The organism is Nonomuraea harbinensis (assembly GCF_019396385.1).
Lineage (GTDB): Bacteria > Actinomycetota > Actinomycetes > Streptosporangiales > Streptosporangiaceae > Nonomuraea > Nonomuraea ferruginea.
In genome coordinates this window covers 21,902-43,930 of sequence record NZ_JAHKRN010000007.1, presented here as the reverse complement: position 1 = coordinate 43,930, position 22,029 = coordinate 21,902, and the positions used below count along the sequence as shown (strand labels likewise).

General features: G+C 73.4%; 16 protein-coding genes. 4 read left to right on the top strand and 12 right to left on the bottom strand.

Annotation, left to right across the window (positions count from 1 at the left end):
• Window positions 1–208: 208 nt before the first annotated feature.
• The 3 genes from KME79_RS09620 to holA all read left to right on the top strand — a co-directional run bounded on the left by KME79_RS09620 (window position 209) and on the right by holA (window position 5,209).
• Window positions 209–910, top strand: coding sequence for a ComEA family DNA-binding protein (locus KME79_RS09620; RefSeq protein ID WP_308248852.1), 702 nt, complete (start codon window positions 209–211; stop codon window positions 908–910).
• A gap of 437 nt (window positions 911–1,347) precedes the next feature.
• Window positions 1,348–4,092, top strand: a complete 2,745-nt coding sequence (locus KME79_RS44660) for a ComEC/Rec2 family competence protein (RefSeq protein WP_308248851.1) — start codon at window positions 1,348–1,350, stop codon at window positions 4,090–4,092.
• A 133-nt stretch (window positions 4,093–4,225) separates the two neighbouring features.
• On the top strand, window positions 4,226–5,209 hold the full coding sequence (gene holA / locus KME79_RS09605; protein ID WP_246639584.1) for a DNA polymerase III subunit delta: 984 nt from the start codon (window positions 4,226–4,228) through the stop codon (window positions 5,207–5,209).
• Here the strand turns inward: holA and KME79_RS09600 are convergent.
• The 8 genes from KME79_RS09600 to KME79_RS09565 form a co-directional block, all read right to left on the bottom strand.
• Window positions 5,206–6,330: a hypothetical protein gene (locus KME79_RS09600; RefSeq protein ID WP_219544132.1), complete on the bottom strand. Its 1,125-nt coding sequence runs from the start codon at window positions 6,328–6,330 to the stop codon at window positions 5,206–5,208. The genes holA and KME79_RS09600 overlap by 4 nt on opposite strands.
• Window positions 6,327–7,229, bottom strand: coding sequence for a hypothetical protein (locus KME79_RS09595; protein ID WP_219544131.1), 903 nt, complete (start codon window positions 7,227–7,229; stop codon window positions 6,327–6,329). The genes KME79_RS09600 and KME79_RS09595 overlap by 4 nt, the downstream gene beginning before the upstream one ends.
• A gap of 72 nt (window positions 7,230–7,301) precedes the next feature.
• The gene (locus KME79_RS09590; protein ID WP_148033507.1) at window positions 7,302–8,000 is read right to left on the bottom strand and encodes an ABC transporter ATP-binding protein; all 699 of its coding nucleotides are present in this window, start codon (window positions 7,998–8,000) and stop codon (window positions 7,302–7,304) included.
• Window positions 7,990–8,913, bottom strand: a complete 924-nt coding sequence (locus KME79_RS09585; RefSeq protein ID WP_219544130.1) for an ABC transporter ATP-binding protein — start codon at window positions 8,911–8,913, stop codon at window positions 7,990–7,992. Before KME79_RS09585 ends, KME79_RS09590 begins: the two co-directional genes overlap by 11 nt.
• On the bottom strand, window positions 8,910–11,501 hold the full coding sequence (locus KME79_RS09580; RefSeq protein ID WP_219544129.1) for an FtsX-like permease family protein: 2,592 nt from the start codon (window positions 11,499–11,501) through the stop codon (window positions 8,910–8,912). The genes KME79_RS09585 and KME79_RS09580 overlap by 4 nt, the downstream gene beginning before the upstream one ends.
• The gene (locus KME79_RS09575) at window positions 11,498–14,584 is read right to left on the bottom strand and encodes an FtsX-like permease family protein (RefSeq protein WP_219544128.1); all 3,087 of its coding nucleotides are present in this window, start codon (window positions 14,582–14,584) and stop codon (window positions 11,498–11,500) included. Before KME79_RS09575 ends, KME79_RS09580 begins: the two co-directional genes overlap by 4 nt.
• A 207-nt stretch (window positions 14,585–14,791) precedes the next feature.
• Window positions 14,792–15,064, bottom strand: a complete 273-nt coding sequence (rpsT, locus tag KME79_RS09570; RefSeq protein ID WP_148033503.1) for a 30S ribosomal protein S20 — start codon at window positions 15,062–15,064, stop codon at window positions 14,792–14,794.
• A 122-nt stretch (window positions 15,065–15,186) separates the two neighbouring features.
• The gene (locus KME79_RS09565) at window positions 15,187–16,173 is read right to left on the bottom strand and encodes a glycoside hydrolase family 18 protein (RefSeq protein WP_246639583.1); all 987 of its coding nucleotides are present in this window, start codon (window positions 16,171–16,173) and stop codon (window positions 15,187–15,189) included.
• Window positions 16,174–16,231: 58 nt separating this feature from the next.
• Between KME79_RS09565 and lepA the strand changes: the two genes are divergently transcribed.
• Window positions 16,232–18,061, top strand: a complete 1,830-nt coding sequence (gene lepA / locus KME79_RS09560; protein WP_271279644.1) for a translation elongation factor 4 — start codon at window positions 16,232–16,234, stop codon at window positions 18,059–18,061.
• 54 nt (window positions 18,062–18,115) lie between these two features.
• Here the strand turns inward: lepA and KME79_RS09555 are convergent, their stop codons facing one another.
• The 4 genes from KME79_RS09555 to KME79_RS09540 form a co-directional block, all read right to left on the bottom strand.
• Window positions 18,116–19,807, bottom strand: a complete 1,692-nt coding sequence (locus tag KME79_RS09555; protein WP_219544125.1) for a DUF6297 family protein — start codon at window positions 19,805–19,807, stop codon at window positions 18,116–18,118.
• Between the two features lie 27 nt (window positions 19,808–19,834).
• Window positions 19,835–20,461: a heme ABC exporter ATP-binding protein CcmA gene (ccmA, locus tag KME79_RS09550; protein ID WP_219544124.1), complete on the bottom strand. Its 627-nt coding sequence runs from the start codon at window positions 20,459–20,461 to the stop codon at window positions 19,835–19,837.
• Window positions 20,389–21,168: an acyl-CoA thioesterase gene (locus tag KME79_RS09545; protein WP_246639582.1), complete on the bottom strand. Its 780-nt coding sequence runs from the start codon at window positions 21,166–21,168 to the stop codon at window positions 20,389–20,391. Before KME79_RS09545 ends, ccmA begins: the two co-directional genes overlap by 73 nt.
• A 66-nt stretch (window positions 21,169–21,234) precedes the next feature.
• A complete protein-coding gene (locus KME79_RS09540) occupies window positions 21,235–21,942 on the bottom strand; it encodes a hypothetical protein (RefSeq protein WP_219544123.1) in 708 nt (235 codons plus the stop codon).
• Window positions 21,943–22,029 lie beyond the last annotated feature (87 nt).

Below are 22,029 nucleotides of genomic sequence, written 5' to 3'. Positions count from 1 at the left end.
TGGGTGCGGCTTTTCGTGACCCCGGGGCTCCGGTGCCGTGCCTAGCTCGACGTCCCGGACGCGGCCTCTCGGGAACCCCTCGGTCGGCTGCCGTACCGGGTGTCTTCGTTCGCTGGGCTCGCCGTAGGGCCTGTGAACAAGGCGTCGTTGTCCACAGAACCTCGCTCGGGACGTGTCGGGCACCGGGCTGCCCCGTACCTTTCCGGCCGTGCGCGCCCAAGATTCGACGTCCGAGCGGACCATCGCCGAGTCCCGGCTCCGTTCTCTCACCGGTTCCGAGGGCGCCCCGTTCTCCGCCGGGGTGCCCGAGTCCTTCCAGGCCTTCCGGGCCGCCGCTCCCGCCCTGGACCCCGGTCGGCCCGGCCTGCGTGTCCTGCTGGCCCTCGGCGCCGCGGCGGTCCTGGTGGCGGGTTTCCTCCTCTGGCGCGCCCAGCCCGTCCCCGAGCCCTTGCCTGACCCGGCTCCACTTGCCAGCGCGACGCCCGCCACCACCCCGACGACCAAGGTGACCGTCCACGTCGCCGGCAAGGTCCGTGAGCCGGGCGTCTACCCCCTGCCCACCGGCTCCCGCGTGCAGGACGCGATCACCGCCGCCGGAGGCGTCCGCCGGGGCGCCCCTCTGGGCACTCTCAACCTGGCCAGACGCCTCGTCGACGGTGAGCAGATCATGGTCGGCGCCCCAGCCGCTGGGCCTGGCTCCGCCGCCGCACCCGAAGCCGCCGTCATCGACCTCAACGCCGCCACCCTGGACCAGCTCGAACAACTCCCCGGCGTGGGCGAGGTCCTGGCCTCCCGCATCGTCGACTTCCGCACCAGCCACGGCGGCTTCACCAGCGTCGATCAGCTCCGCGAGGTCAGCGGCATCGGTACCCGGCGGTTCGAGGAGATCAAGCCGAAGGTCCGCATCTGATGCCGATCCCGATCCGTCCCTCAGCCATCACCACCCCGACCCCCAACGATCGTGTCGACGCCGCACCCGGCAGCGGCAGGGCGGGGGGTTGCGAACGCAGCAGGCCCGCATTCAGCGGCGGGAAGTCCAGCGTCGGGAGGTTCAGTGGCGGGGCGTTCGGTGGCGCGAAGTTCGACCGAAAGAAGCCCGCCGTCGGAAAGTTCGGTGGCCGGACGTTCGGCCGCAGGAAGTCCACTCTGGGGGAGTTCGATGGTGGAAGATCCGGCCTCGAGAAGCCTGGTGCGGCGAGGTTCAGGGTCAGGAAGTTTGGTGGGGCGAGGTTCAGGGTCGGGAAGATCGGTGGGGATTGGTTCGGTGGCAGCGAAGGTGGCGGGGCAGCGGGCTGCGGCGGGGCGTCGAGCCGTGGTGAGAGGGGCGGGGGCCACTTCTGGCCGCTCGTGATCCCGGCGGCCGCCGCGTGGACCACCGCTCTCGTTCTCCTCGGCTGCCCCGTCCAGGTCGCCATCCTCACGTGCCTTCTCGCGGCGGCCGGCTCGCCGGTGGCCTGGCGGTTCGCGCGAGGCACGGCCCGCCGCAACACCATGGTCGCGGTGCTGATCAGCGTCGCCGCCACCAGCGGTTCGATCGCGCTCCGCCTGCACGCCGTCACCACCGGCCCCGTCGCCGAGCTGGCCGCCGAGGGCGCGTCCATCACCGCCGAGATCACCCTCACCGACGATCCCAAGGTCAGGCGCCCCAAGCCTGGCCTGTTCCAGCGGGACAGCATCGTCGTCGAGGCCAACCTGGAGATCCTCCGCACCGGCACCCGCCGCATCTCCGTCCACAGCCCGATCGTGGTCTTCGCCAACGGCGCGGAATGGCGACCGCTCCTCCCGAGCCAGCGTCTCCACGTCAGGGGCCGACTCGCCGAGCCCACCTCACCCGGCCTCGTCGCCGCCATCCTCCTGGTACGAGACCCGCCCGAGATCCTCACGCCCCCTTCGCCCGTCCACACGGTGGCAGGCGAGTTCCGCAGCGGCCTGCGCGAGGCGGCCGGCGTCCTCCCGCCTGACCAGCGTGGCCTCCTCCCAGCCCTGGTGGTCGGCGACGTCTCGCGGCTGGACCCCCAGGTCGACGAGGATCTCAGGGAAGCGGGCCTGAGTCACCTCAACGCTGTGAGCGGCGCCAACCTGGCGATCGTCGCGAGTGCCGCCCTCGCCCTCTGCCGGCTGGCCGGGCTACCCCTCGCCCCCAGAGCCGCCTTCGCCGCCCTTGCCATGATCGCCTTCGCCATCGTGGCCCGGCCGTCCCCCAGCGTCCTGCGCGCCCTCCTGATGGGTCTGGTGGCCGCCCTGGCCCTGGGCACCGGCCGGGCCAAGGACGGCGTCGCCGCACTGTCCGCCGCCGTCCTGCTGCTCATCCTGTTCGTCCCCGACCTGGCCCGCTCCTACGGCTTCGCCCTCTCGGTGACGGCCACAGCCGGCATCCTCCTCCTGGCCCCCCGCTGGCGCACCCGCCTCACCGGCGACCCCACCGCACATCCCCCTCCCACCGCGCCAGGCTCAGCGGCCCACGCGCCTGTGGCCCGTCCCGTCTCCGGCTCGGGCAGGAAAGCGTGCCCAGCCTCCGAGCCGGAAGACTCCACGCGCCTGGCGCATCCCGGTGCAGGGCTGGGCAGGGAGGCGAGGTCGTGGGACTTCCTGGCTACGGCGAGTTCGGGTTCTGGGGTGGGCGGGGGTGAAAGTGCCCGCGTGAGACTGGAGGGCTTCGCGTCTGGGGCGCGTCCCGGTTCTGGAGTGGGCGGGGAGGCGGGGGAGTTCTCTGCTGCGGCGAGTCGGGGTCCTGGGTTGAGGGGGTTCGAGCCTGGGGCGGGTTCTGGTTTTGGGGTGGGTGGGGCAACGGGGGCGGTGGGGTTGGCGCGTCCCGGTGACTCCTGTCCGCGGTCTGTGGTGGAACGACGGGCGGTGGGGCGGCGCCGGGTGCGGTGGCCTCGGTGGGCGGCGGAGGCGGTGGTGGTGACCGCTGCGGCGCAGGCTGCCGTCACCCCGGTGCTGGTGCTCATGTCGGGTCAGATCAGCCTGGTGGCGGTGCCGGCCAACCTGCTGGCGGGGCCGGCTGTGGCGCCCGCGACCCTGCTGGGGTTCGTGGCGGCGCTGATCGCGCCGTTCTGGCCGGAGGCGGCGCAGGCGCTGGTGGTTCCGGCAGGGTACGCGGTCGGCTGGATCATCGTGGTCTCCCGGTGGGCGGTCGGGATCCCGCTGGCCAGCGTGCCCTGGCCGCAGGGGATCGCGGGGCTCGGGTTGCTGGCGGTCGCCGCCGCCGTGGCGGTGGTGCTGCTGAGACGGCGGGCGGGACGGGCCGTCATCCTGGCCGTCGCGGCCGGGGTGCTGATCGCGGTGCTCGTGATCAGGCCGATCGCCGCGCCCTGGCCGCCCAGAGGATGGCTGATGGTGATGTGCGACGTCGGCCAGGGCGACGGGCTGGTCATCGCGGCCGGTCCCGGCCAAGGTGTGGTCGTCGACGCCGGCCCCGACCCGGCCGTCATGGACCGGTGCCTGCGCAGGCTCGGCGTTCGGGACGTGCCCCTGGTGATCCTCACGCACCCGCACGGCGACCACGTCAACGGCCTGGCGGGCGTGCAGCGTGATCGGCGGGTGGGAGCGGTCATCACCAGCCCGCACCGCGCGTCCGCGCCGCAGAGCGCCCGTCTCAGCGCCGGCCTGGCCCGCCGACGTATCCCCGAGCACACCGCGCAGCCGGGCACCCGGTGGCGGCTCGGCCCGTCCGAGTTGACCGTGCTCGCGCCCGAGTCAGCGGCGGCCGACGGGCCGGGGGAGGGCAGTGCCGCCAACAACGCGAGCATCGTCCTGCACGTCCGCTGGCGGGCGGGGTCGGCGTTGCTGAGCGGCGACATCGAGTCGGAGGCCCAGCACCGGCTCCTGCGTGACTCCCTGCCGAGGGCCGACATCTTCAAGGTCCCGCATCACGGATCGCCTCGGCAGGTCCCGGCCTTCTTCGCGGCGGTTCAGGCCCGTGCGGCACTGGTCAGCGTGGGAGCCGGCAACGGCTACGGCCACCCGGCCCCGTCCACCCTCAGCCTGCTGAACCGTATGGGCGCCCGCGTCTACCGTACGGACAAGTCGGGCGATGTCGCGATCGTCGACCAGGAAGGAGCCCTCGCGGTGGTGTCGCGCGGACGCTGACCGCCCCAGAGCGGAACCGGCCACCGGTCGCTCCCACGGGTATGGCCGGACTGAACCGACCACCGACCGCTCCCACGGGTGTGGCCGGGGTGGGTTGGTGTCTCTGCGTTTTGGGATGGGGGGAGGGCGTGGGATGCTGCTCGACATGGCGGGAAGCGATCCGGCACCTGTGACCTTGGTCGTCGGGGATGAGGAGTTGCTGGCGGAGCGGGCCGTAAGCCAGGTGGTCGCTGCGGCGCGGGCCATGGATGCCGGGGCCGAGGTGCACGATCTCGTCGGGTCGAAGGTGACGGCGGGGGAGCTGACGCAGTTGACGTCGCCTTCGCTGTTCGGAGACCGGACCGTCGTGGTCATCAGGTCCGCGCACGATCTGGGCAAGGACGTGATCGCGGAGGTCGTCGCCTACGCCAAGCGGCCGTCCGACGACGTGGTGCTCGTGCTGGCGCATCCCGGCGGGGTCAAGGGCAAGGCGCTGGTCGACGGGGTGAAGAAGGCCGGGGCCGAGGTGGTCACCGTCACCAAGGTGACCAAGGCGGGGGAGCGGCTGGAGTTCGTCAAGGGGGAGTTCAGACGGGCCGGGCGGGGCATCTCGGGGGAGGCCGCCCAGGCGCTGCTGGAGGCGGTGGGCAACGACCTGCGGGAGCTGGCCGCCGCGTGCAACCAGCTGATGTTCGACACGGAAGACAAGACGATCACTCCGGCGGCGGTGGCGCGCTACCACAGGGGGCGCGCCGAGGTGACCGGGTTCAACGTCGCGGACTCGGCCGTCGAGGGGCGGCTCGGCGAGGCCTTGGAGCAGTTGCGGTGGGCTTTGAGCACGGGTGTCGCGCCCGTGCTGCTGGTGAGCGCGCTGGCGGGCGGGCTGCGGTCCATCGCCAAGGTCGCCGGGGCGCCGCGCAACCTGCGGGGCGGGCAGCTGGCGAGCCACCTGGGCATGCCGCCGTGGAAGATCGAACGGGTCAGGAAACAGGTCAAGGGGTGGGGGCCGGAAGGGCTCTCACGCGCCATGCAGGCCGTGGCCGACGCCGACGAGCAGGTCAAGGGTGCGGGCGCCGACCCCGCCTACGCCTTGGAGCACACCGTCCAGGTCATCGTGGCCAGCCGCACCGGCCGTTAGGGAACCTCCGGGCGGTCCTCGGCCTGGTCACGTCCGGCCGGGCGATGTTTCCGCAGGTCCTCGGCCTGGTCACGTCCGGCCGGGCGATGTTCCCGCAGGTCCTCGGCCTGGTCACGTCCGGCCGGGCGATGTTCCCGCAGGTCCTCGGCCTGGTCACGTCCCGCCGTGCTACGTTCCCGCAGGTCCGCCGCGAGCCCTTCCTTGCGTACCCGTACGTCGACGTAGAGCAGGACGAGGACGGCCACCAGCCAGGCGTAGTAGGCGGCGGTGGCCACAGTCGTCGGCACGTACGTCACCACGTCCACCCACTCGGGTGTCGCCGGGACCTGGCCGAGAAGCAGCGCCAGTGCGAGCACGGCGGTGAGCCAGATCGGCAGGAGGAAGGTCACCACGATCGCCACCGTGGCGAGGAGTTCGAGCAGGAGCATCCCCAGGACCCGCGGCAGGTTGTTGCCCACCAGGAGGGCGGAGCGACGCAGCGCGCCACCGAGGCGGAGCGGCTCCAGCGCGGCCGTGACCGGCGCGAACAGCAGAGCCAGCGCCATCATCAGCCAGACCAGCAGCGGCAGCGTGGTGACCTGCCAGGTGTACGGCAGCAGGGACAGGACCTCGGAAACCATCGCCGGGTCCGCGGGAGCGTCCCCGTCGGCCAGAGGGCGAAGCCCGTACCAGAAAAAGGCTCCGAGCGCCGCGATCAGCCCGAGGACCACCAGTTGCGGCACCACGGTCAGCAGCGCGGTCACCCCGAGCACCGGCCGTATCCTGCGGGCCAGCAGGCGGAGCGCCGTGCGGATGGTCACCGGTTCCCCGGTGAGCGCCTGCACCACGAGGACCGCCTGCAGAGCCCCGGTCAGTGCGAAGACCGCCAGGACGACGGCCTGGCCGAGCAGGAGCGACAGCACCGACAACTGGACGAGTTGTTCCCCCGTGGCGCCGGAGGTCGTCAGCGGGGTGACCAGCGCGCTCCACGCCCACAGGACCAGGTCGCCCGCGAGGGTGAGGACGAGCGCGGACCCGACGAACGGGAGCGGATGGCGGCGCAGCAGCAGGACGGCGGTCGCCCAGATCTCCAGGATGTTCCGGGGCGCGAGCGGCGGTGGCGGGTGGGCGGCGGCCGTCACGACGGCTCCCCGGTGGCGTCCTCGCGGCTCAGCCGCTTGTCCTGGTCGGCGAACTGCACCACGGCGAGCATCGACGCGGTCGCGAGGACGCAGGTGAGCATGGCCCACTTGACGGCGATGAGCACGGTCCACCCGGCCGGCCCGAGACCGCTGGCCGGGTCGTCGCCCGTGGCGCGCAACAGCACGGCCGCGCCGAGGATCCCGCCGAAGCCTTCGAGAAGCGCCCGCAGCACGCAGCGGGCGGAGAGAATCTTGAAGAACTGGCCGCGGGTCAGCCGCCGGGACAGTTTGACGGCCTGCCGGCCGCCCAGCCCTTTCACCGTGACGCCGGGCGCGGCGAAGGCGAACCGGATCTCCACGGCGGCGACCACGAAGAGGGCGGCCAGGAAGAACAGCGGCCCGGCTCCGGGGAAGCCGGACACCGGTATGTCCCGCTCGGCGGCGACCGGGAAGAGCGCGTACATCGCCAGCCCCAGGGAAGTCAGCAGGAAGGTCAGCCCGCACAGCCGGGCCAGGCCGCGCCACGTGCCCGGCGGGGAGTTCGCGCCGATGACCGTGGGCGCCAGCAGACCGCTGAGCACGACGATCGCGGCACTGTTCACCGCGAGGATCGCGATCGCGCTCAGCGCGTCGGCGAACCGTGTCCACAGGAACGTGTACTCGTGCCAGATCGCCGGCCGCTCGATGACGCGCGCCAGCAGCGACTGTGCGAGGAGAGCCGGGACGGCCACCACCGCGGCGCGCCACAGAACGGCACGCGGATGGCGGCGCACCTCTGAGAACGCCTCGACGACCTGTTCCTCGGCGGGCTTCCACGGGGGCGGCGGGGGCGGCTCCTCATGTGGGGGGACGGGCAGGGCCGCCAGCGGTCGTCCGGTGGGATCGCGGTCGTCAACCACGCTCCCATTGAACTCCGCACACGGCGACCCGGCCAGGATCCCACCGGCGAACCACGGGGGCCCGCCGCCGGGTCAGGATTCCTGGAGCGCGGCCTCCCGCAGCGTGCCGTCGCTGATCTCCAGCACCCGGTCGGCCAGCGTGATCAGGTTCGGGTCGTGCGTGGCGACCAGGGCGGTGACGCCCTCGCTGCGGACCAGGGCGCGCAGCAGTTCCATGATCTGCCGTCCCGTCTGCGAGTCGAGCTGTCCGGTCGGCTCGTCGGCCACCAGCAGGCGCGGCCGGTTGGCCAGCGACCGGGCGATGGCCACCCGCTGCCGCTGACCGCCCGACAGCTCGTACGGGCGCTGGTTGGCGTGCTTGTCCAGCCCGACGAGGGCGAGGAGGGTGCGGACCCGCTTCTCCCGCTCCTCGACCGGGGTGCGGGCCAGCCGCATCGGCACGCCCACGTTCTCGGCCGCCGACAGCACGGGGATCAGCCCGAACGACTGGAACACGAACCCGATCACGTCCCGGCGCAGCGCCAGCAGCGCGTCCTCGGGCAGCGCCGTGACCTCCTGCCCGGCCACCACCACCCGCCCGGCGTCGGGCCGGTCCAGCCCGCCCACCTGGTTGAGCAGCGTCGTCTTGCCGGACCCCGACCGCCCCCGGACGGCGATCAGCTCGCCCGGGTAGGCCTCGAACGACACCTCCCGCAGGGCCACGACCTCCTCCGGCCCCGTCCGGTAGACCTTGCGCAGCCCTTCGACCACGACCAACGGCTCACCGCTCATCGGCGGGCTCCTCCCGTACCGGCCACACCCCGATGTGGTCGCTCTCCAGTTCCAGGCGGACACGGCGTTCCATGTCGAGCGCGTTCGTGAAGTCGCGGGGCAGCTGGAGCCGTCCCACCCGGTCGAGCACCGCGTACTCCTCGGCGACGATCTGCCCCTCGGCGCCCTCGCGGCGCAGGGTCTCGCTGCTGGTGCGCCCGTCGCGGATGCCGATCGTGCGGTCGACCTGCTCGGACACGAGCGGGTCGTGGGTGACGACGACCACGGTGACGCCCAGTTCGCGGTTGGCCCTGCGCAGCGCGCCGAACACCTCCTCGGACGTCTCGCTGTCGAGCTCGCCGGTCGGCTCGTCGGCGAGGATGAGCTGCGGCGCGTTGGCGAGCGCGACGGCGATGGCGACCCGCTGCTGCTCGCCGCCGGACATCTCCGGCGGCTTGCGGCCGGCGCAGTGGCTCACGCCCATCAGGTCGAGCAGCTCGGCCGAGCGTTCGCCGCGCCGCCGGCCCGCGAGCACCATGGGCAGCTCGACGTTCTCCCGCCCCGTCAGGTAGGGCAGCAGGTTGCGCGCGGTCTGCTGCCAGATGAACCCGACGACCTCGCGCCGGTAGCGCAGCCGGTCCTTGGCGGTCATCGCCAGCAGGTCCATCCCGGCGACCCGCGCCACCCCGGCGGTCGGCACGTCCAGCCCGGACAGCACGTTGAGCAGCGTCGACTTGCCGGACCCGGACGCGCCCACGATGGCGAGCAGCTCACCCTTCTCCACGACCAGGTCGAGGCCCTGGAGCGCGACCACCTCGACGCCCTCGGTCTTGTAGATGCGTACGAGGTTGTCGCAGACGATGTGCGCGTCACCTCCGAACGCGGCCTTCTCCCGGCCGGCCTCCGCCTCCAGCTCGGACAACGTCGGGTTCAAGACAGGTCTCCCACTCTCAGGACGGCGCTCACGTCGCGGCGTCGGCTGATGGCGGCGTGCGCGTACGCGCCGAGCACGGCGACGACGGCGAGCCCGGCGGCCAGCGCGGCCGGGGTGGTCAGGTCGAGATCGTAGCCGCCGACGGCCAGCCCGCCGGCGTAGGCGGACAGGTCGATGCCGGGGCCGAGCGCGGCCGGCAGGCCCAGCCCGAGGCCGAGCCCGACCAGCGCGGTGATCAGGACCATCGGCAGGATCTCCAGCACGGTGAGCCGCCGCGCCTGGCGGTCGGACAGGCCCAGGGTGCGCAGCAGCGACAGCGCCCTGGCCCGGTCGGCGGCGCCGATCACGAGCGTGATGAGGACCGCGACCAGCGCGTACCCGGCGAGCGCCACCGTCACCACGAGCAGCGTGGCGCTGACGGTGCCGGTCATCGGGTCGGCCTGGATGGCGGCCAGCGTCGCCGCCTGCGTCTCCACCCGGGCGTCCGGCACGGCCCGTGCCAGCGCGGCCCGGTCGGCGGCGCCGGAGACGAGCAGCGCGTTGACCACCGGCCGAGGGTTCACGTCGAACGGCAGCACGATGAACTTGCCCTCGGTGAAGAAGCCCGGCATCGCGGTGACCACGTCCCTGGTGGTGATCGTCAGCCGTGACTGCCAGCCGATCTCGAACGTACCGCGCCCGCGCAGCTCGTGCGACACCAGCGCGGGGATGCCGGAACCGGCCGCGGGCGGCGCGGGCAGGCTGACCGGAGCGCCCGCCACCAGCTCCCGCCACCCGGCCAGGTCGACGGCGATCACCTCGGCCCGCTCCGCCGTGTGGCCGACCTGCACGTCGGCGAGCTGTACCGGCACGACCCGGGCCACGCCGGGCACCTGACGCACCCGCTCGACCTCCCCGGCGGTGAGCTCCCGATCGGAGGTGATCTTGACCGGCGCCCCGACGGCCTGCCACGAGGCCAGCCGCTGCGTGCTCGCCACGCTGCCGGAGATCACCGAGGCGAACACCGACACGCCCAGCGCGGGCAGCAGGATCAGCACCGGCAGCATCCCGGACGAGCCCGTCCTGGCCGCCCGCGTCAGCCCCAGGAAGGCCACCGCGGTCCGGCCCCCGGCGGCGGCCCTGACCAGCAGGCGCAGCGGGTACGGGTAGCAGCGTATGGTGATCAGCGCGGCGGCCAGCGTGAGCGCGAGCGGCACCACCAGCAGGAACGGGTCCAGCCCTCCGGCGGCCGTGCCCCGGGTGCGCAGCAGATAGGCGCCCGCCAGGGCGAGCCCGACGACCAGCAGTTCCAGCGTGATCCGCCGGGCGGACGGCCGGGCCGCCACCACGTCCTCACGCCGCTCGTGCAGCGGCGCCCGGTGGGCGACGGCGATCCGCGCGGCGGCGAACGCCACCGCCGCCACCGCCACCGCGACGGGCCCTGCGTGCACGACCGGCGGCACCGGCCCGGGGAAGAGGTACGAGAGCGCGTACCCGGCGGCGGCGGCCGGCCCGACCACGGCGGCGACCAGCACGGCGCCGGTCCCCGCCACCTGCCGCAGCGAACCGCCGCGCGCCCGCGTCAGCGACAGCGCCCGGTCCATCCGGTCGACGAGGAGCCGCACGGCCAGCAGGATCACGCCGACCGCAACCACCAGCAACCCGCCGAGCACCAGGAACATCACGGTCTGCGCGGTCGCCAGCGCGGCGCGGAACCCGTCCAGCAGCCCGGGCAGCCCCGTGGAGACGACGGTGCCGGACACCAGGCCGGGCCGCACCTTCAGCACCCGCTCGAACTCCGTGACGGCCGCGTCCAGCTCGTCCACCTGACGCGCCGCGGTCCGGGCGGCGTCCACCGGCAGGACCCAGCGGTAGGACAGATTCCGGTCCGCGCCGCTCAGCCGGGCCAGCCCGGCGTCGGCGATCAGCGCGGTGGTGTAGTGCTCGTAGTCGAGCGAGCCCGGCGGTTGCAGCCGCGTGACGTGCAGGATCTCACCGTTGTGCGACCAGTAGTCGTCACCCGCGTCACGGGCGCGGAAGACGCCGACGACCTTCACGGCGGCGAAGTCGCTCTCGCCGAGGATCTTCAGGTCGCCGACCTTCAGCCCCATCATGTCGCGGGCCTCCGCCGACACCCCCACCTCGTACAGCGGCACCGTCTGCCCTTGCCACCGCGTCGTGCCGACGCTCCCGGGAGCCCGGCCCTCGGCCCACTCCACCCGCCGCTCGCCGTCGGACAGCCAGCCGAGATTGAGGTACGTGCGACCGCCGGAACCGTTCACCGGCGTGTCGTACGTCTTGGCGCTGGCGTGCCCGGCGCCGCCCAGCAGGCCGCTCAGCGGCTCCGGCACCAGATCCCGGTACTGCTCCCCGTACGAGGCGAACTGCGCCGGCTCGCGCAGGTCGCTCTCCGGACCCGACGAGCGCAGCTCCACGGCCACGTCCCGCTGGTAGGCGGGCGCGGCGGCCAGCGACTGGCGCAGCGCGCCGTCGAAAGCGGCCTGCATGGTACGCGGCAGCCCCGCCACGAGCACGCACGCGCTCAGCACGAGCAGCGCGAGCACGGCCACCGCGCCCCGGTGCGCCCGGGCGAGCCGCAGCACCCTCACTGGTCCTCCCCGATGCGCAGCACCCGGCCGAGGCCCTGGCGGCGCAGGTTGCGCGCCAGGACGGCCACGATCGCGAACAGCACGGCCGCCACCCCGGCCAGCAGGGCCGCGGTCGCTCCCCACGGGATGTCGAGCAGCACCTCGGGCGTGACCGCCGACGCCTGCCCGGTCAGCACGATGTGCGGCACCACCAGGCCGCCCACCACGACGGCCAGCGCCGTGCCGGCCACCAGCGAGAGCACGATGACGAACGCCTGCTCGACCGCCAGCAGCCCGAACACCTGCCGGGAGCTGACGCCGAGCGCGCGCAGGATCGTGAACTCGGCCATCCGCTCGCGGGCGGCCACGGCCGCGTTCACCAGGAAGCCGAGCGCGGCGAACACCAGCGCGGACAGGAAGCCCAGGATGAGCGCCCCCTGCAGCCCGCTGGCCAGCGGGTCGTCGCGCAGCCCGGCGGCCAGCTCGCGCTGGTCGGTCACGGTGACGTCCCACTCGGGATGGCCGCGCAGCTCCCGCGCGGCCGGCGCGGTGTCGCCGCCCTCGACGGCCAGCCACCACTCGGTGGCGGGCCTGGGCTGCTGCCCGGTGGCCAGGCCGTGCGCCTGCAGGGTCCCCCAGTCGGCGAGCAGGGCCGGCTGGTCGGGCTCCGTGGTGGGCATCCGCTCGACGACCCCGGCCACGCTGACGTCGACGACCTCGCGGTCCAGGTTGATCCGGCCGGTCTGTCCCGCCGCCAGCTTGTTCGCGGCGGCGAGGTCGGCGGTGAGCACGACCGGCAGCGGGCGCCGCTCCCGTACCGGGGCGAACCCGGCCGCGACCGGCCGCTCGCCCGTCACCTCCAGCCGCACCTCGGGCGCGCCGACCGGCCGCCCGTCGGCGCTCAGGCCGGACAGCGTGACGACCGTCGTGCCCTCCGCCGGGGCGCCGGCGGTGAAACCGCGCACCGCCAGCGGGTAGGCGATCTCACCACTACGCCCGGCCAGCCCCTTGAGATCAGCGCTCAGCCGGCCGTTCCCGGCGGCGGTCAGCGGCAGGTCGCGCCACACGCCGAGAGAGTCGGAGACGCGGACACGCAGTGGCAGGATGCGGTCCATCCGCGCCTCGACGGCGAGAGCAGAGGGCCGGCCGGGCAGTTCGAGTCCCCCGTCCGCGGGCCGGTTCGCGGCCAGCGCGCGGCTCATGCCGGCGACGGGCCGCGCCGACAGGTCGGGGCGGAGCCGGAAGAGCGCCTCCAGCTCGGCGGCGTCCAGGGCGAGCAGGACGGCCCCTTCGCCGCCCACCTCCACCTGGCCGCGGAAGGCGGGCGAGGCGGCGGTCACGCCAGGCAGCGCCGCGAACGCGCTGCCCCGCCCGGACGACCCCAGCTCGGGCGAGTCCGGCGGGCCGGACAGCCGCAGGTCCGCGCCGGCCTGGTGGCGCGCCTGGTCGAGCTGGGAGCCCCGCCAGGTGGCGGCGGTGGCCATGGACACGATGCCGATCGCGATCGCCATCGTGAGCAGCAGCGCGGGACCCGCGTAGCGGAGCGGACGCCGGCTCACTTGCCAGGCGCCGAGCGCGGGCGCCAGCCCCGGCCGCCGGGCGGTTATCCGCTCGGCCAGCCGGGACACGCGCGGCACCAGCCGCAGGCCGAGCATGCCGCCGGTGAGCAGCGCCAGCGCGGGCCCGGAGACGATGAGCGGATCGATGCCCAGCCCTCCGCCGGAGGTGCCGGTGACGGGCGAGCCGTAGTGCCGGAGCTGCCAGATCGCCAGCGCCGCCACCGCGAGCAGCGCCAGGTCCGCGCCCGCCCGCTCGATCAGGCCGCGTCCCGCGCCGCGCCCGCGCGCGGTCTGCTCCTCGACGTAGGTGCGGCGCGCGCCCGCCAGGGCGGGCAGCGTGAGCAGCACGGCGGCGGCCAGGGCCACGCCGGACGAGACCAGGAACGTGCCCGCGTCCGCCGCCGGCGCCAGGCGCACCCCGCTGGCCGCGATCCACGGCAGCGCGTTGACCGCGGCCAGCAGCGGCGGCCCGAGCAGCGGCGCCGCCACCGCGCACGGCACCGCCACCAGCAGCGCCTCGCCGCCCGCCAGCGCCGCCAGTCGCAGCGTGCCGGCGCCTCGCGAGCGCAGCAGCGCCACCTCCATCCGCCGGTGGTCGGCCAGCAGCCGGGCGGTCAGCATCAGCGCGTACGCGGCGAGCAGCAGCAACTGCAGCACCGGGATCAGCATCGTGGAGCGGGCCACCAGCGAGGCGGTGTCGAGCTGGGTCAGCATGCCGGGAAGGCGGGTGACGGCCGTGCAACTCGGGCAGCCGTCCGCCTTGAGCGACTCGGCCAGGCCGCTCACGCCCGCGGCCAGCGGACGCAGGCGTTCCGGGGTGATCGCGCTCAGGTCGGGGACGGCGGTCCAGGTCGTGCCGACGTTGGTGGCGAAGCGGGCCAGGAACGTCTCGCGCGGCACCATCAACGGCCCGTACGTGGTGAACTCGCCGTGCTCGACCCCGCGGCTGAGCAGTTGCTCGCCGGCCCAGCGGTCTCCGTACGGGTCGGCGAGCTGGAAGACGCCGGTGACCCGGACCGTCACCGGCCTGCCGTCGAGCCGGCCGCGCACGGTGATCTCCTGCCCGCTCTCCAGCCCGGAGGCCGACGCCGCGGACAGCGGGATCGCCGCCTCGACGGCGCCGTCCTCCGCGGGCTCCGGCCACGTGCCGGACACCAGCCGGGCATGCCCGTCGAGGCCGTCGTAGCTGCCGAACCGCAGCAGCTCCGGCACCTCGCGGCGCTCCTGGCCCGGCATCGTGTACGAGTCGGAGTGGAAGCTCGTCGAGAACGCGGCGGGCGTGCCGCCGAGCGACTCGGTCACCCGGCCGCGCACCGCCGCGTCGAGCCGCGGGAACGTCTCGCCCGTCACCGGGGCGCTCACCGTCACCGCCACCTGGCGCAGCGGCGCGGTCTCCATCGTCCGGCGCACGCCCGCCTCGGCGATGGAGGAGGCGTACATGGTCAGCGCGACGAGCGTGGTGGTGGCCAGCAGGATGGACCCGAAGGCGACCAACAGCAGGAGCGGCTCGCTGAACGCGCGCTTGACGACCAACGGCCCCCGCATCCGACCCCCCCAACATCCGCTCCTCAGGAGGATTGGGGAGGGCGTCACCGAGGGCAAGAGCGCGATGTCAACGGTGACGGAGAAGATACGGCCCGGCGACGCGTATGTGATATTGAAACTGTGACATTGCTCTTGGGACTGTGCCCGAGCAGCAGAAAACGCCGCACCCCGTGAGGGAGTGCGGCGCTCCTATGGCCGGACCGGCGCCTACTTGGCCGCGGCGAGCGCGGCGGCCTGCTTGGCGATCGCCGACTTGCGGTTGGCGGCCTGGTTCTTGTGGATGACGCCCTTGCTGGCGGCCTTGTCGAGCTGACGGGCGGCCACCTGCTGCAGCGCCGCGGCCTGCTCGACGTCGCCCTGCTCGGCAGCCTCGCGGAACTTGCGGACCGCGGTCTTGAGAGAGGACTTGACAGCCTTGTTGCGCAGGCGAGCCTTCTCGTTCTGCTTGTTGCGCTTGATCTGGGACTTGATGTTCGCCACGAAGAAGCCTCGGTGAAGTCTAAAGGTGGTGGATGAAGCGCGCGGGCTCGAGAGAGGGCGCGCCACACGCAGTTGCTCAGGCTACCAATAACTCAGGTGGCCGCTCAAATCAACGCCCGGTTTCAGGATAACCAGTTTTCCTCGTACTCCCGCCAGTCCTCCTCGGTCGCCGCGAAGTCCACGTACAGCGCCAGCCCGAACCGCTCGCGCGGGCCGTGCTCCGACAGCGCCAGCTTGGCGCCCTGGCCGGCCACGGCGACGCTCTCCGCCGCGTCGCTCCACGGGACGCCGTGGTCGTGGTAGGCGGGGGCGCCGACGAACAGGGACTTCGACTCGGGCACCAGGTCCAGGGCCAGCTCCGCCTGCCGCACCACGTGTCCGCCGTACAGCGACTCCAGCGGCAGGCCGGAGTCGTACGTCATGACCGCGACCTGGTCGACCCGGGACACGACCTCCTGGAAGTATCCGGGCGACCAGTACTTGTCGTGGCCCATGACGGCCCTCGTGCCGATCCGCATGAGCGGGTACGGCTCGATCTGCGGGGTCGAGGTGGACACCAGGGACGCGTGCCGCCTGGTCTCGTCCAGCAGGACGAGGAAGTCGGTGTCGCCGTCGCCGAGCGGCTCGAAGTTGTAGTGGACGCCGTCGTACCCGGCCTTCATGACGGCCGCGACGCCGTCGAGCACGTTCCGGCGGGCGGCGGGATCGTCCAGGTCCAGGCCGTTCTTGACCTTCTGTCCGAGCCACGCGGAGACGCGCACGCCCGGCATATGCCGTTTCGCCCACTGGACGAACTGTGAGGCGTTCGGATACTTGGCCGGATCGAGCCTCCCGTCCAGCTCGAAGGGACCGGAGTGCACGTACAGATCCTTGACGCCGGTGGTGCGCAGGCGCTCGGCGAGGACGCGCACGTCCTGCTCGTCGCGGCGGCCGTCGACCCACATGTGGCCCAGCCAGAGGGCGTCGTTGCCGGTGCTCATCGCCCACCCGGCCGGAGCCCCGGTAAACTGGAGCCGGAACGCGGCGGCTAAGACGCCGATCAGCGCGACCATGACGACCGAGGCGAGCGCGATCAGGCGCAGGCCGCGGCGGATGACGGTTCGGGACATCACCCGGGCATGTCACCATGAAAGACGCTTGACCTCAAACCTGTCGGAACGGACTTCGGTGCGCACTCAGCCTGGCCAGACAGACCCCGCGTTGATCCGCAACTTCTGCATCATCGCGCATATCGACCATGGCAAGTCCACGCTTGCCGACCGGATGCTGCAGATCACGGGGGTGGTCGACGACCGCTCCATGCGCGCTCAATACCTCGACAGGATGGACATCGAGCGAGAGCGTGGCATCACGATCAAGTCCCAGGCCGTCCGGCTGCCGTATGACGGCCACGTCCTCAACATGATCGACACACCGGGTCACGTCGACTTCACCTACGAGGTGTCCCGGTCGCTGCAGGCGTGCGAGGGCGCGATCCTGCTCGTCGACGCCGCCCAGGGCATCGAGGCGCAGACCCTGGCCAACCTCTACCTGGCCATGAACGCCGACCTGCACATCATCCCGGTGCTCAACAAGATCGACCTGCCGGCGGCGCAGCCGGAGAAGTTCGCCGAGGAGCTGGCGGGCCTGATCGGCTGCGACCCGTCCGACGTGCTGCGCGTGTCGGGCAAGACCGGCGAGGGCGTGCGCGAACTGCTCGACCACGTGGTGCGGGAGGTGCCGGCCCCGGTCGGCCGGGCCGACGCGGCCGCGCGGGCGCTCATCTTCGACTCGGTCTACGACACCTACCGCGGCGTCGTCACGTACGTGCGCGTGGTCGACGGCCACCTGGGCAAGCGCGAGCGCATCCTCATGATGTCGACCGCCGCCACCCACGAGACGCTGGAGATCGGCGTCATCTCGCCCGAGCCGCGCCCGGCCGAGCTGGGGCTGGGCGTCGGCGAGGTGGGCTACCTGATCACCGGGGTCAAGGACGTGCGGCAGTCGCGCGTCGGCGACACCGTCACCTCCGCCGTCAAGTCCGCCGGCGAGATGCTGGCCGGCTACGAGCACCCCAAGCCCATGGTGTTCTCCGGCCTCTACCCGATCGACGGCGACGAGTACCCAGAGCTGCGCGAGGCGCTCGACAAGCTGCAGCTCAACGACGCGGCGCTGGTCTACGAGCCGGAGACGTCGGCGGCGCTCGGGTTCGGCTTCCGCGTCGGGTTCCTCGGGCTGCTCCACATGGAGATCGTGCGCGAGCGGCTGGAGCGCGAGTTCGGGCTGTCGCTGATCTCGACCGCGCCCAACGTCATCTACCGCGTGATCATGGAAGACGGCAGCGAGCTGACCGTCACCAACCCGTCGGAGTTCCCCACCGGCGGCAAGATCGCGCAGGTCTTCGAGCCGGTGACCAAGTCGACGATCTTGGCCCCGTCCGAGTTCATCGGCGCGATCATGGAGATCTGCCAGGGGCGGCGCGGCAACCTCCTCGGCATGGACTACCTCTCGGAGGACCGCGTCGAGATCCGCTACACGCTGCCGCTCGGCGAGATCATCTTCGACTTCTTCGACCAGCTCAAGTCGCGCACCCGCGGCTACGCCTCGCTCGACTACGAGCCGGCCGGGGAGCAGGAGGCCGACCTGGTCAAGGTCGACATCCTGCTGCAGGGCGAGCCGGTCGACGCCTTCAGCGCCATCGTGCACCGCGAGAAGGCCTACGCGTACGGCACCGAGATGGCCAAGAAGCTGCGCGAGCTGATCCCCAGGCAGCAGTTCGAGGTGCCGATCCAGGCCGCGATCGGGGCCCGGGTCATCGCCCGCGAGAACATCCGCGCCATCCGCAAGGACGTCCTGGCCAAGTGCTACGGCGGCGACATCTCCCGTAAGCGCAAGCTGCTGGAGAAGCAGAAGGAAGGCAAGAAGCGGATGAAGATGGTCGGCCGGGTCGAGGTGCCGCAGGAGGCGTTCGTGGCCGCGCTGTCGACCGACTCCGGCTCCGACAAGCCCAAGAAGTAAGGGCTCTACCGCTTCTGCCGGTACGCGAGCGCGCGGCCGGCAGCGGGTCGGCGCTTATCGAGCCTTCTGCCGGTACGCGTACGCGGCGAGCGCGCCCAGGCCGGTGACGGCTTGGGCGGCCAGGTGGCCTGACGGGTCCGCGGGCTGCGCGACCAGTGCGGCGAGCGTCGGGAGGCAGCCCAGCAGGGCCAGGTCCGGGCCGGTGGCCGCCCAGAACACCGGGCCCGTCGGGATGGCGCCCGCCGGGGTGTCGATCAGCGGCAGCGAGTGGTCCACGGGCGGCCTGCGGGCCATCCGGAGCGCGCCCGCCGCCAGGGCGGGCGCGGCCAGCGGTCCGAACGCCCACCACGGGCCCGCGACGGCCCCGGCCGCCGCCAGCCAGCCGAGCGCGGCGGCCATCCAGGCGGCGGCGAGCAGCGCCGGCAGCAGCGCGCGGGCCAGCAGGGCCGCGCGCGTGCCGACGGCGGCCAGCCGGGCGAGCGCCGGATTGTCGGCGTCCCGCCGCGCCCCGGCCACCGCGCTCGCCGCCACGGCCAGCGCCCCGCCGATGAGCAACGCGGCCGGCGCCAGCCCGCCCACCAGCGCACCGACTCCCTCCATCGGCCCCCCACCACCGGCAACGGCCCCGCTTGCGATGCCCGTGAGGTTTTCCGCGGTTGGCCCGCCTGCGATCCCCGCGAGGTTTTCTGCGCTCTGCCCGCCTCCGGCGCTTGCGAGACTTCCTGCGTCCGGCATCCCCGTGAGGCTTTCTGTGGCTGATCCGCGGCCAAGGTTGGTGGGGGCGGTGCCGGTGGCTTGGGTGAGGAGGGCTGGGAGGGTAGTGGTGGCCGCCATCAGGGCCAGGCGGCCGGGGCGGCGCGCCACCCGGCGCCAGTCCTGCCAGGCCAGCGCGAGCGGGGCCGGCAGCGACGGCCAGCGCCGGGAACGCAGCCGCCTGCCCCGCCAGTGGTCGTCCTCGGCCGCCCAGGTGAGCGCGCCGGGATCCAGCTGCGTCGCCGCCGTGGTCAGGTGGCGCGCCCTCGTCGCCGCGCCCATCAACGTGCCCGCCGGTATCCGGTCGAGCGCCGTCCACGCATGACGTACCAGAAGGGCGGCCGCCGCCAGCGCGCCCGCCGCGGCGGCTCCGAGGGCCTGCGCCGGCGCGGCGGCGACGGCGGCGAGCGGTTCGCGCGCCGGTCCGATGGCCGCGGCCACCGCCACCGCCAGCACCGCCACCAGCGCGACCGTCGACCAGGTCTGCCACGCCTGCGATCCCTGGCCGAGTACGGCCAGGGCCATCCCGCCGGCGCTCGCCGACATCCCCAGCACCACCGCCGCGAGCAGCCGCCAGACGAGCTGGTCGGGAGCCCCCAGCGCGGTGAGCAACGCCAGCCCGAGCAGCGCCCCGGCCGCGAGCGTGATCACCGCCAGGATCCGGACGGGCCGCCCGAGCAGCCCCCGGCGGCCGACGCCCGACAGCAGCAGCCACGAGGCGTCGGCGGCCGGCAGCACCACCGGGCCCGCCGCCCGTCCCAGGGCCAGGAATCCGGCCAGCGCCAGCATCACCAGCGCCACCCCCGGCCCCATCCGGGCCGCGTCCACCTGCCCGGCGAGCCCCGTCACGGCCGTGGTCACCGGGTTGCCGAAGACGGCCACGGCGATGGCCAGCATGAAGACGGAGACGTAGCGGTCGAGCAGGCTGACCGGCCGGCGCTGCCGTGACCGGACGAACGCGCGTGCGAGGCGGGCGTCGGTGGCGTCGTTCATGGTTCCTTCTCGGTGATCGGACGGCGGTCAGGAGGTGAGCTGGTTGCCCGGGAAGACCTGGCGGGCGCCGGTGGCGAGGGCGGCGTCGTGGGTGGCCGCCACGACGGTGCCGCCGGCGGCGGCGTAGCCGGCGAGGAGGGCGCCGAGCCGCTCGCGGAAGGCGGCGTCGAGGCCGCGCTCGGGCTCGTCGAGCAGGAGGAGCTCGCTGGGCCTGATCAGGGCGGCGGCCAGGGCGAGGCGCTGGCGCTGGCCGGTGGACAGGTTGAGCGGAGGCGCGTCGGCCCGCGCGGACAGCCCGAACAGCTCCAGCGCCGCCTCGACCTCCAGCCGGGGTTCGCCGTGGACGGCCCGCATCAGCTCCAGGTGCTCGCGCGTGGTCAACCCCGGGTACCACGCCGGTTCGTCGGCCGCCCACGCCACCCGGCGCCAGAAGACGGGCCCGTCGACCGGAGGCGCGCCGAACACCTCGACCGATCCGGCGGACACCGGCACCAGCCCGGCCAGGCAGCGCAGCAGGGTCGACTTCCCCGACCCGTTGGGGCCGACGACGGCCACCACCTCGCCGCGCGCGACCGCCAGGCTCAGGTCTCGCAGCACGGGAACGCCTTCGAGCTCGACCGTGACGCCGCGAACCTCGATGATCTTGTCGTCCACATTCCGAGCCTAGCCATCGTCGCGCGTGTCCGGGGCCGGCGGTCAGAGACCCAGCAGCTCGGGTGAGGCCGCCGGCGGGCCTTCGGATCGTCGACCAGCCGTCGCGCGCGCAGGTCGAGCAGCCCGCCGACGCCCGTCAGCTCGGCGGCCAGCTCTCCGGCGGGGCGCGGGAACTCCTGCCGCACCCGGAAGGTCCTGCCTTCACTCCACTCGAACGCGCACGTCACGTCCACCTCGTCACCCGCGCGGAGGTAGCGGATGGTGTTCTCCAGCGTGACGGGGCCGACGCCGCTCCGCAGGTCGTCCGTCCCGATCCCGGCCGCGCGCAGCAGCTCCCAGCGGGCGTGGTCGCCGTACTGCGTTGTCGAGGTGGCCCTGCGCGTCGATCTCGTAGCCGCGTACGGAGAAGCTCGTCGCCGTGCCTCCAGCCAGCGGTGCGACTTGCCGGTGAGGTAGCGCAGGCCGTCGTCGCCGATCTCGACCCAGTCGCCGCGTGTCCAGCCCTCGGTGATCTGGAGGGCGAACCCGTGACGCTGGGAAGCTCCGAGGACTCCTTCTGGGTGAGCCCGCGGCAACCCCCACTCCTGGATCACCCGGGCCGTCCGCTCGTCCTCGCTCGCCGGGTCGTGCTCGCCGAGCGCCGCCGCGACCTCTTCCTGGCCGCGTGCGACCAGGCGCAGCCCGGACTGCAGCCGTTGTGTGTCCATGCTCTCCATCGATTGGTAGCGATTGCCTGGCGAATCGGGCGACGCTTTCGAAGTCGACGGGTTCTCTCACTCGTGGGGGAGCAGGTAGCGCCACGAGAGCGCGAGATGCCCGCCGGTCGGCAGGCGGTAGACGTGCCATGATCCGTCGCCCGGTATCAGCCGGGTGATGGCGGTCGCCTTGTGGCCCTTGTGGTCCTTCCGGGCCGAGGTCGTATCGGGTGGCAGGGGTACACCCTGCGGCAGGGGTTCCGCGGTCGTCCCGGGGGAGGCGAGCCGCTCGGCGGACAGACGTACGCGATCGGTGGAGTAGGTCCGGCCCCGCGCGGTGACGCGGCCCGCGAGATGGGAGAGACGGTCGCGGGCGGTGACGAGCGCGGCGTCGTAGCGGGTCGCGGCGTGCTCCAGGTACGGCACGTGCACCTCCCGCATCCCGTCGCCGCCGTCCACGCCGAGGATCGTCGTGGGCGCGTCATGGAACGTCGGCGAGCCGGGCCGGGGCGAGGCGGTGGCGGGTTGCCCGGCCAGATCCTGATCCAGGGCCTTGACCAGGGCTTCCACCTCGGCGGGCGGCAGGCGGAGTTCGTGGGCCGCGCCGGCGATGGCCCGGCCGTCGGCGTAGACCACCAGCGTCGGAGGGCGGACGGCGCCGAGGCCGGGTGCGGCCAGCCCGCCCACCCGCAGCCACTGCGCGACAGGACGGCCGGGAGCGGCCGGTTCAGCGGCGGTTCGGTCGGCCGAGGCCGTGGCCGGGGCCGGTGTGGCCGGGCTGGTCACAGTGGCCTGGTCGTGGTGGTCGGTGTGGCCGGGCTGGTTTCGGTGGCCAGGCTGGTCGTGGTGGTCGGTGTGGCCAGGCTGGGGTTG

Bases quoted from the DNA above. Each gene is read 5' to 3' on its own strand.
- holA (WP_246639584.1), top strand. From the start codon at position 4,226: ATGCTGCTCGACATGGCGGGAAGCGATCCGGCACCTGTGACCTTGGTC.
- KME79_RS09590 (WP_148033507.1), bottom strand. From the start codon at position 8,000: ATGAGCGGTGAGCCGTTGGTCGTGGTCGAAGGGCTGCGCAAGGTCTAC.
- KME79_RS09575 (WP_219544128.1), bottom strand. From the start codon at position 14,584: ATGCGGGGGCCGTTGGTCGTCAAGCGCGCGTTCAGCGAGCCGCTCCTG.
- KME79_RS09565 (WP_246639583.1), bottom strand. From the start codon at position 16,173: ATGTCCCGAACCGTCATCCGCCGCGGCCTGCGCCTGATCGCGCTCGCC.
- KME79_RS09555 (WP_219544125.1), bottom strand. From the start codon at position 19,807: ATGAACGACGCCACCGACGCCCGCCTCGCACGCGCGTTCGTCCGGTCA.
- KME79_RS09545 (WP_246639582.1), bottom strand. From the start codon at position 21,168: ATGGACACACAACGGCTGCAGTCCGGGCTGCGCCTGGTCGCACGCGGC.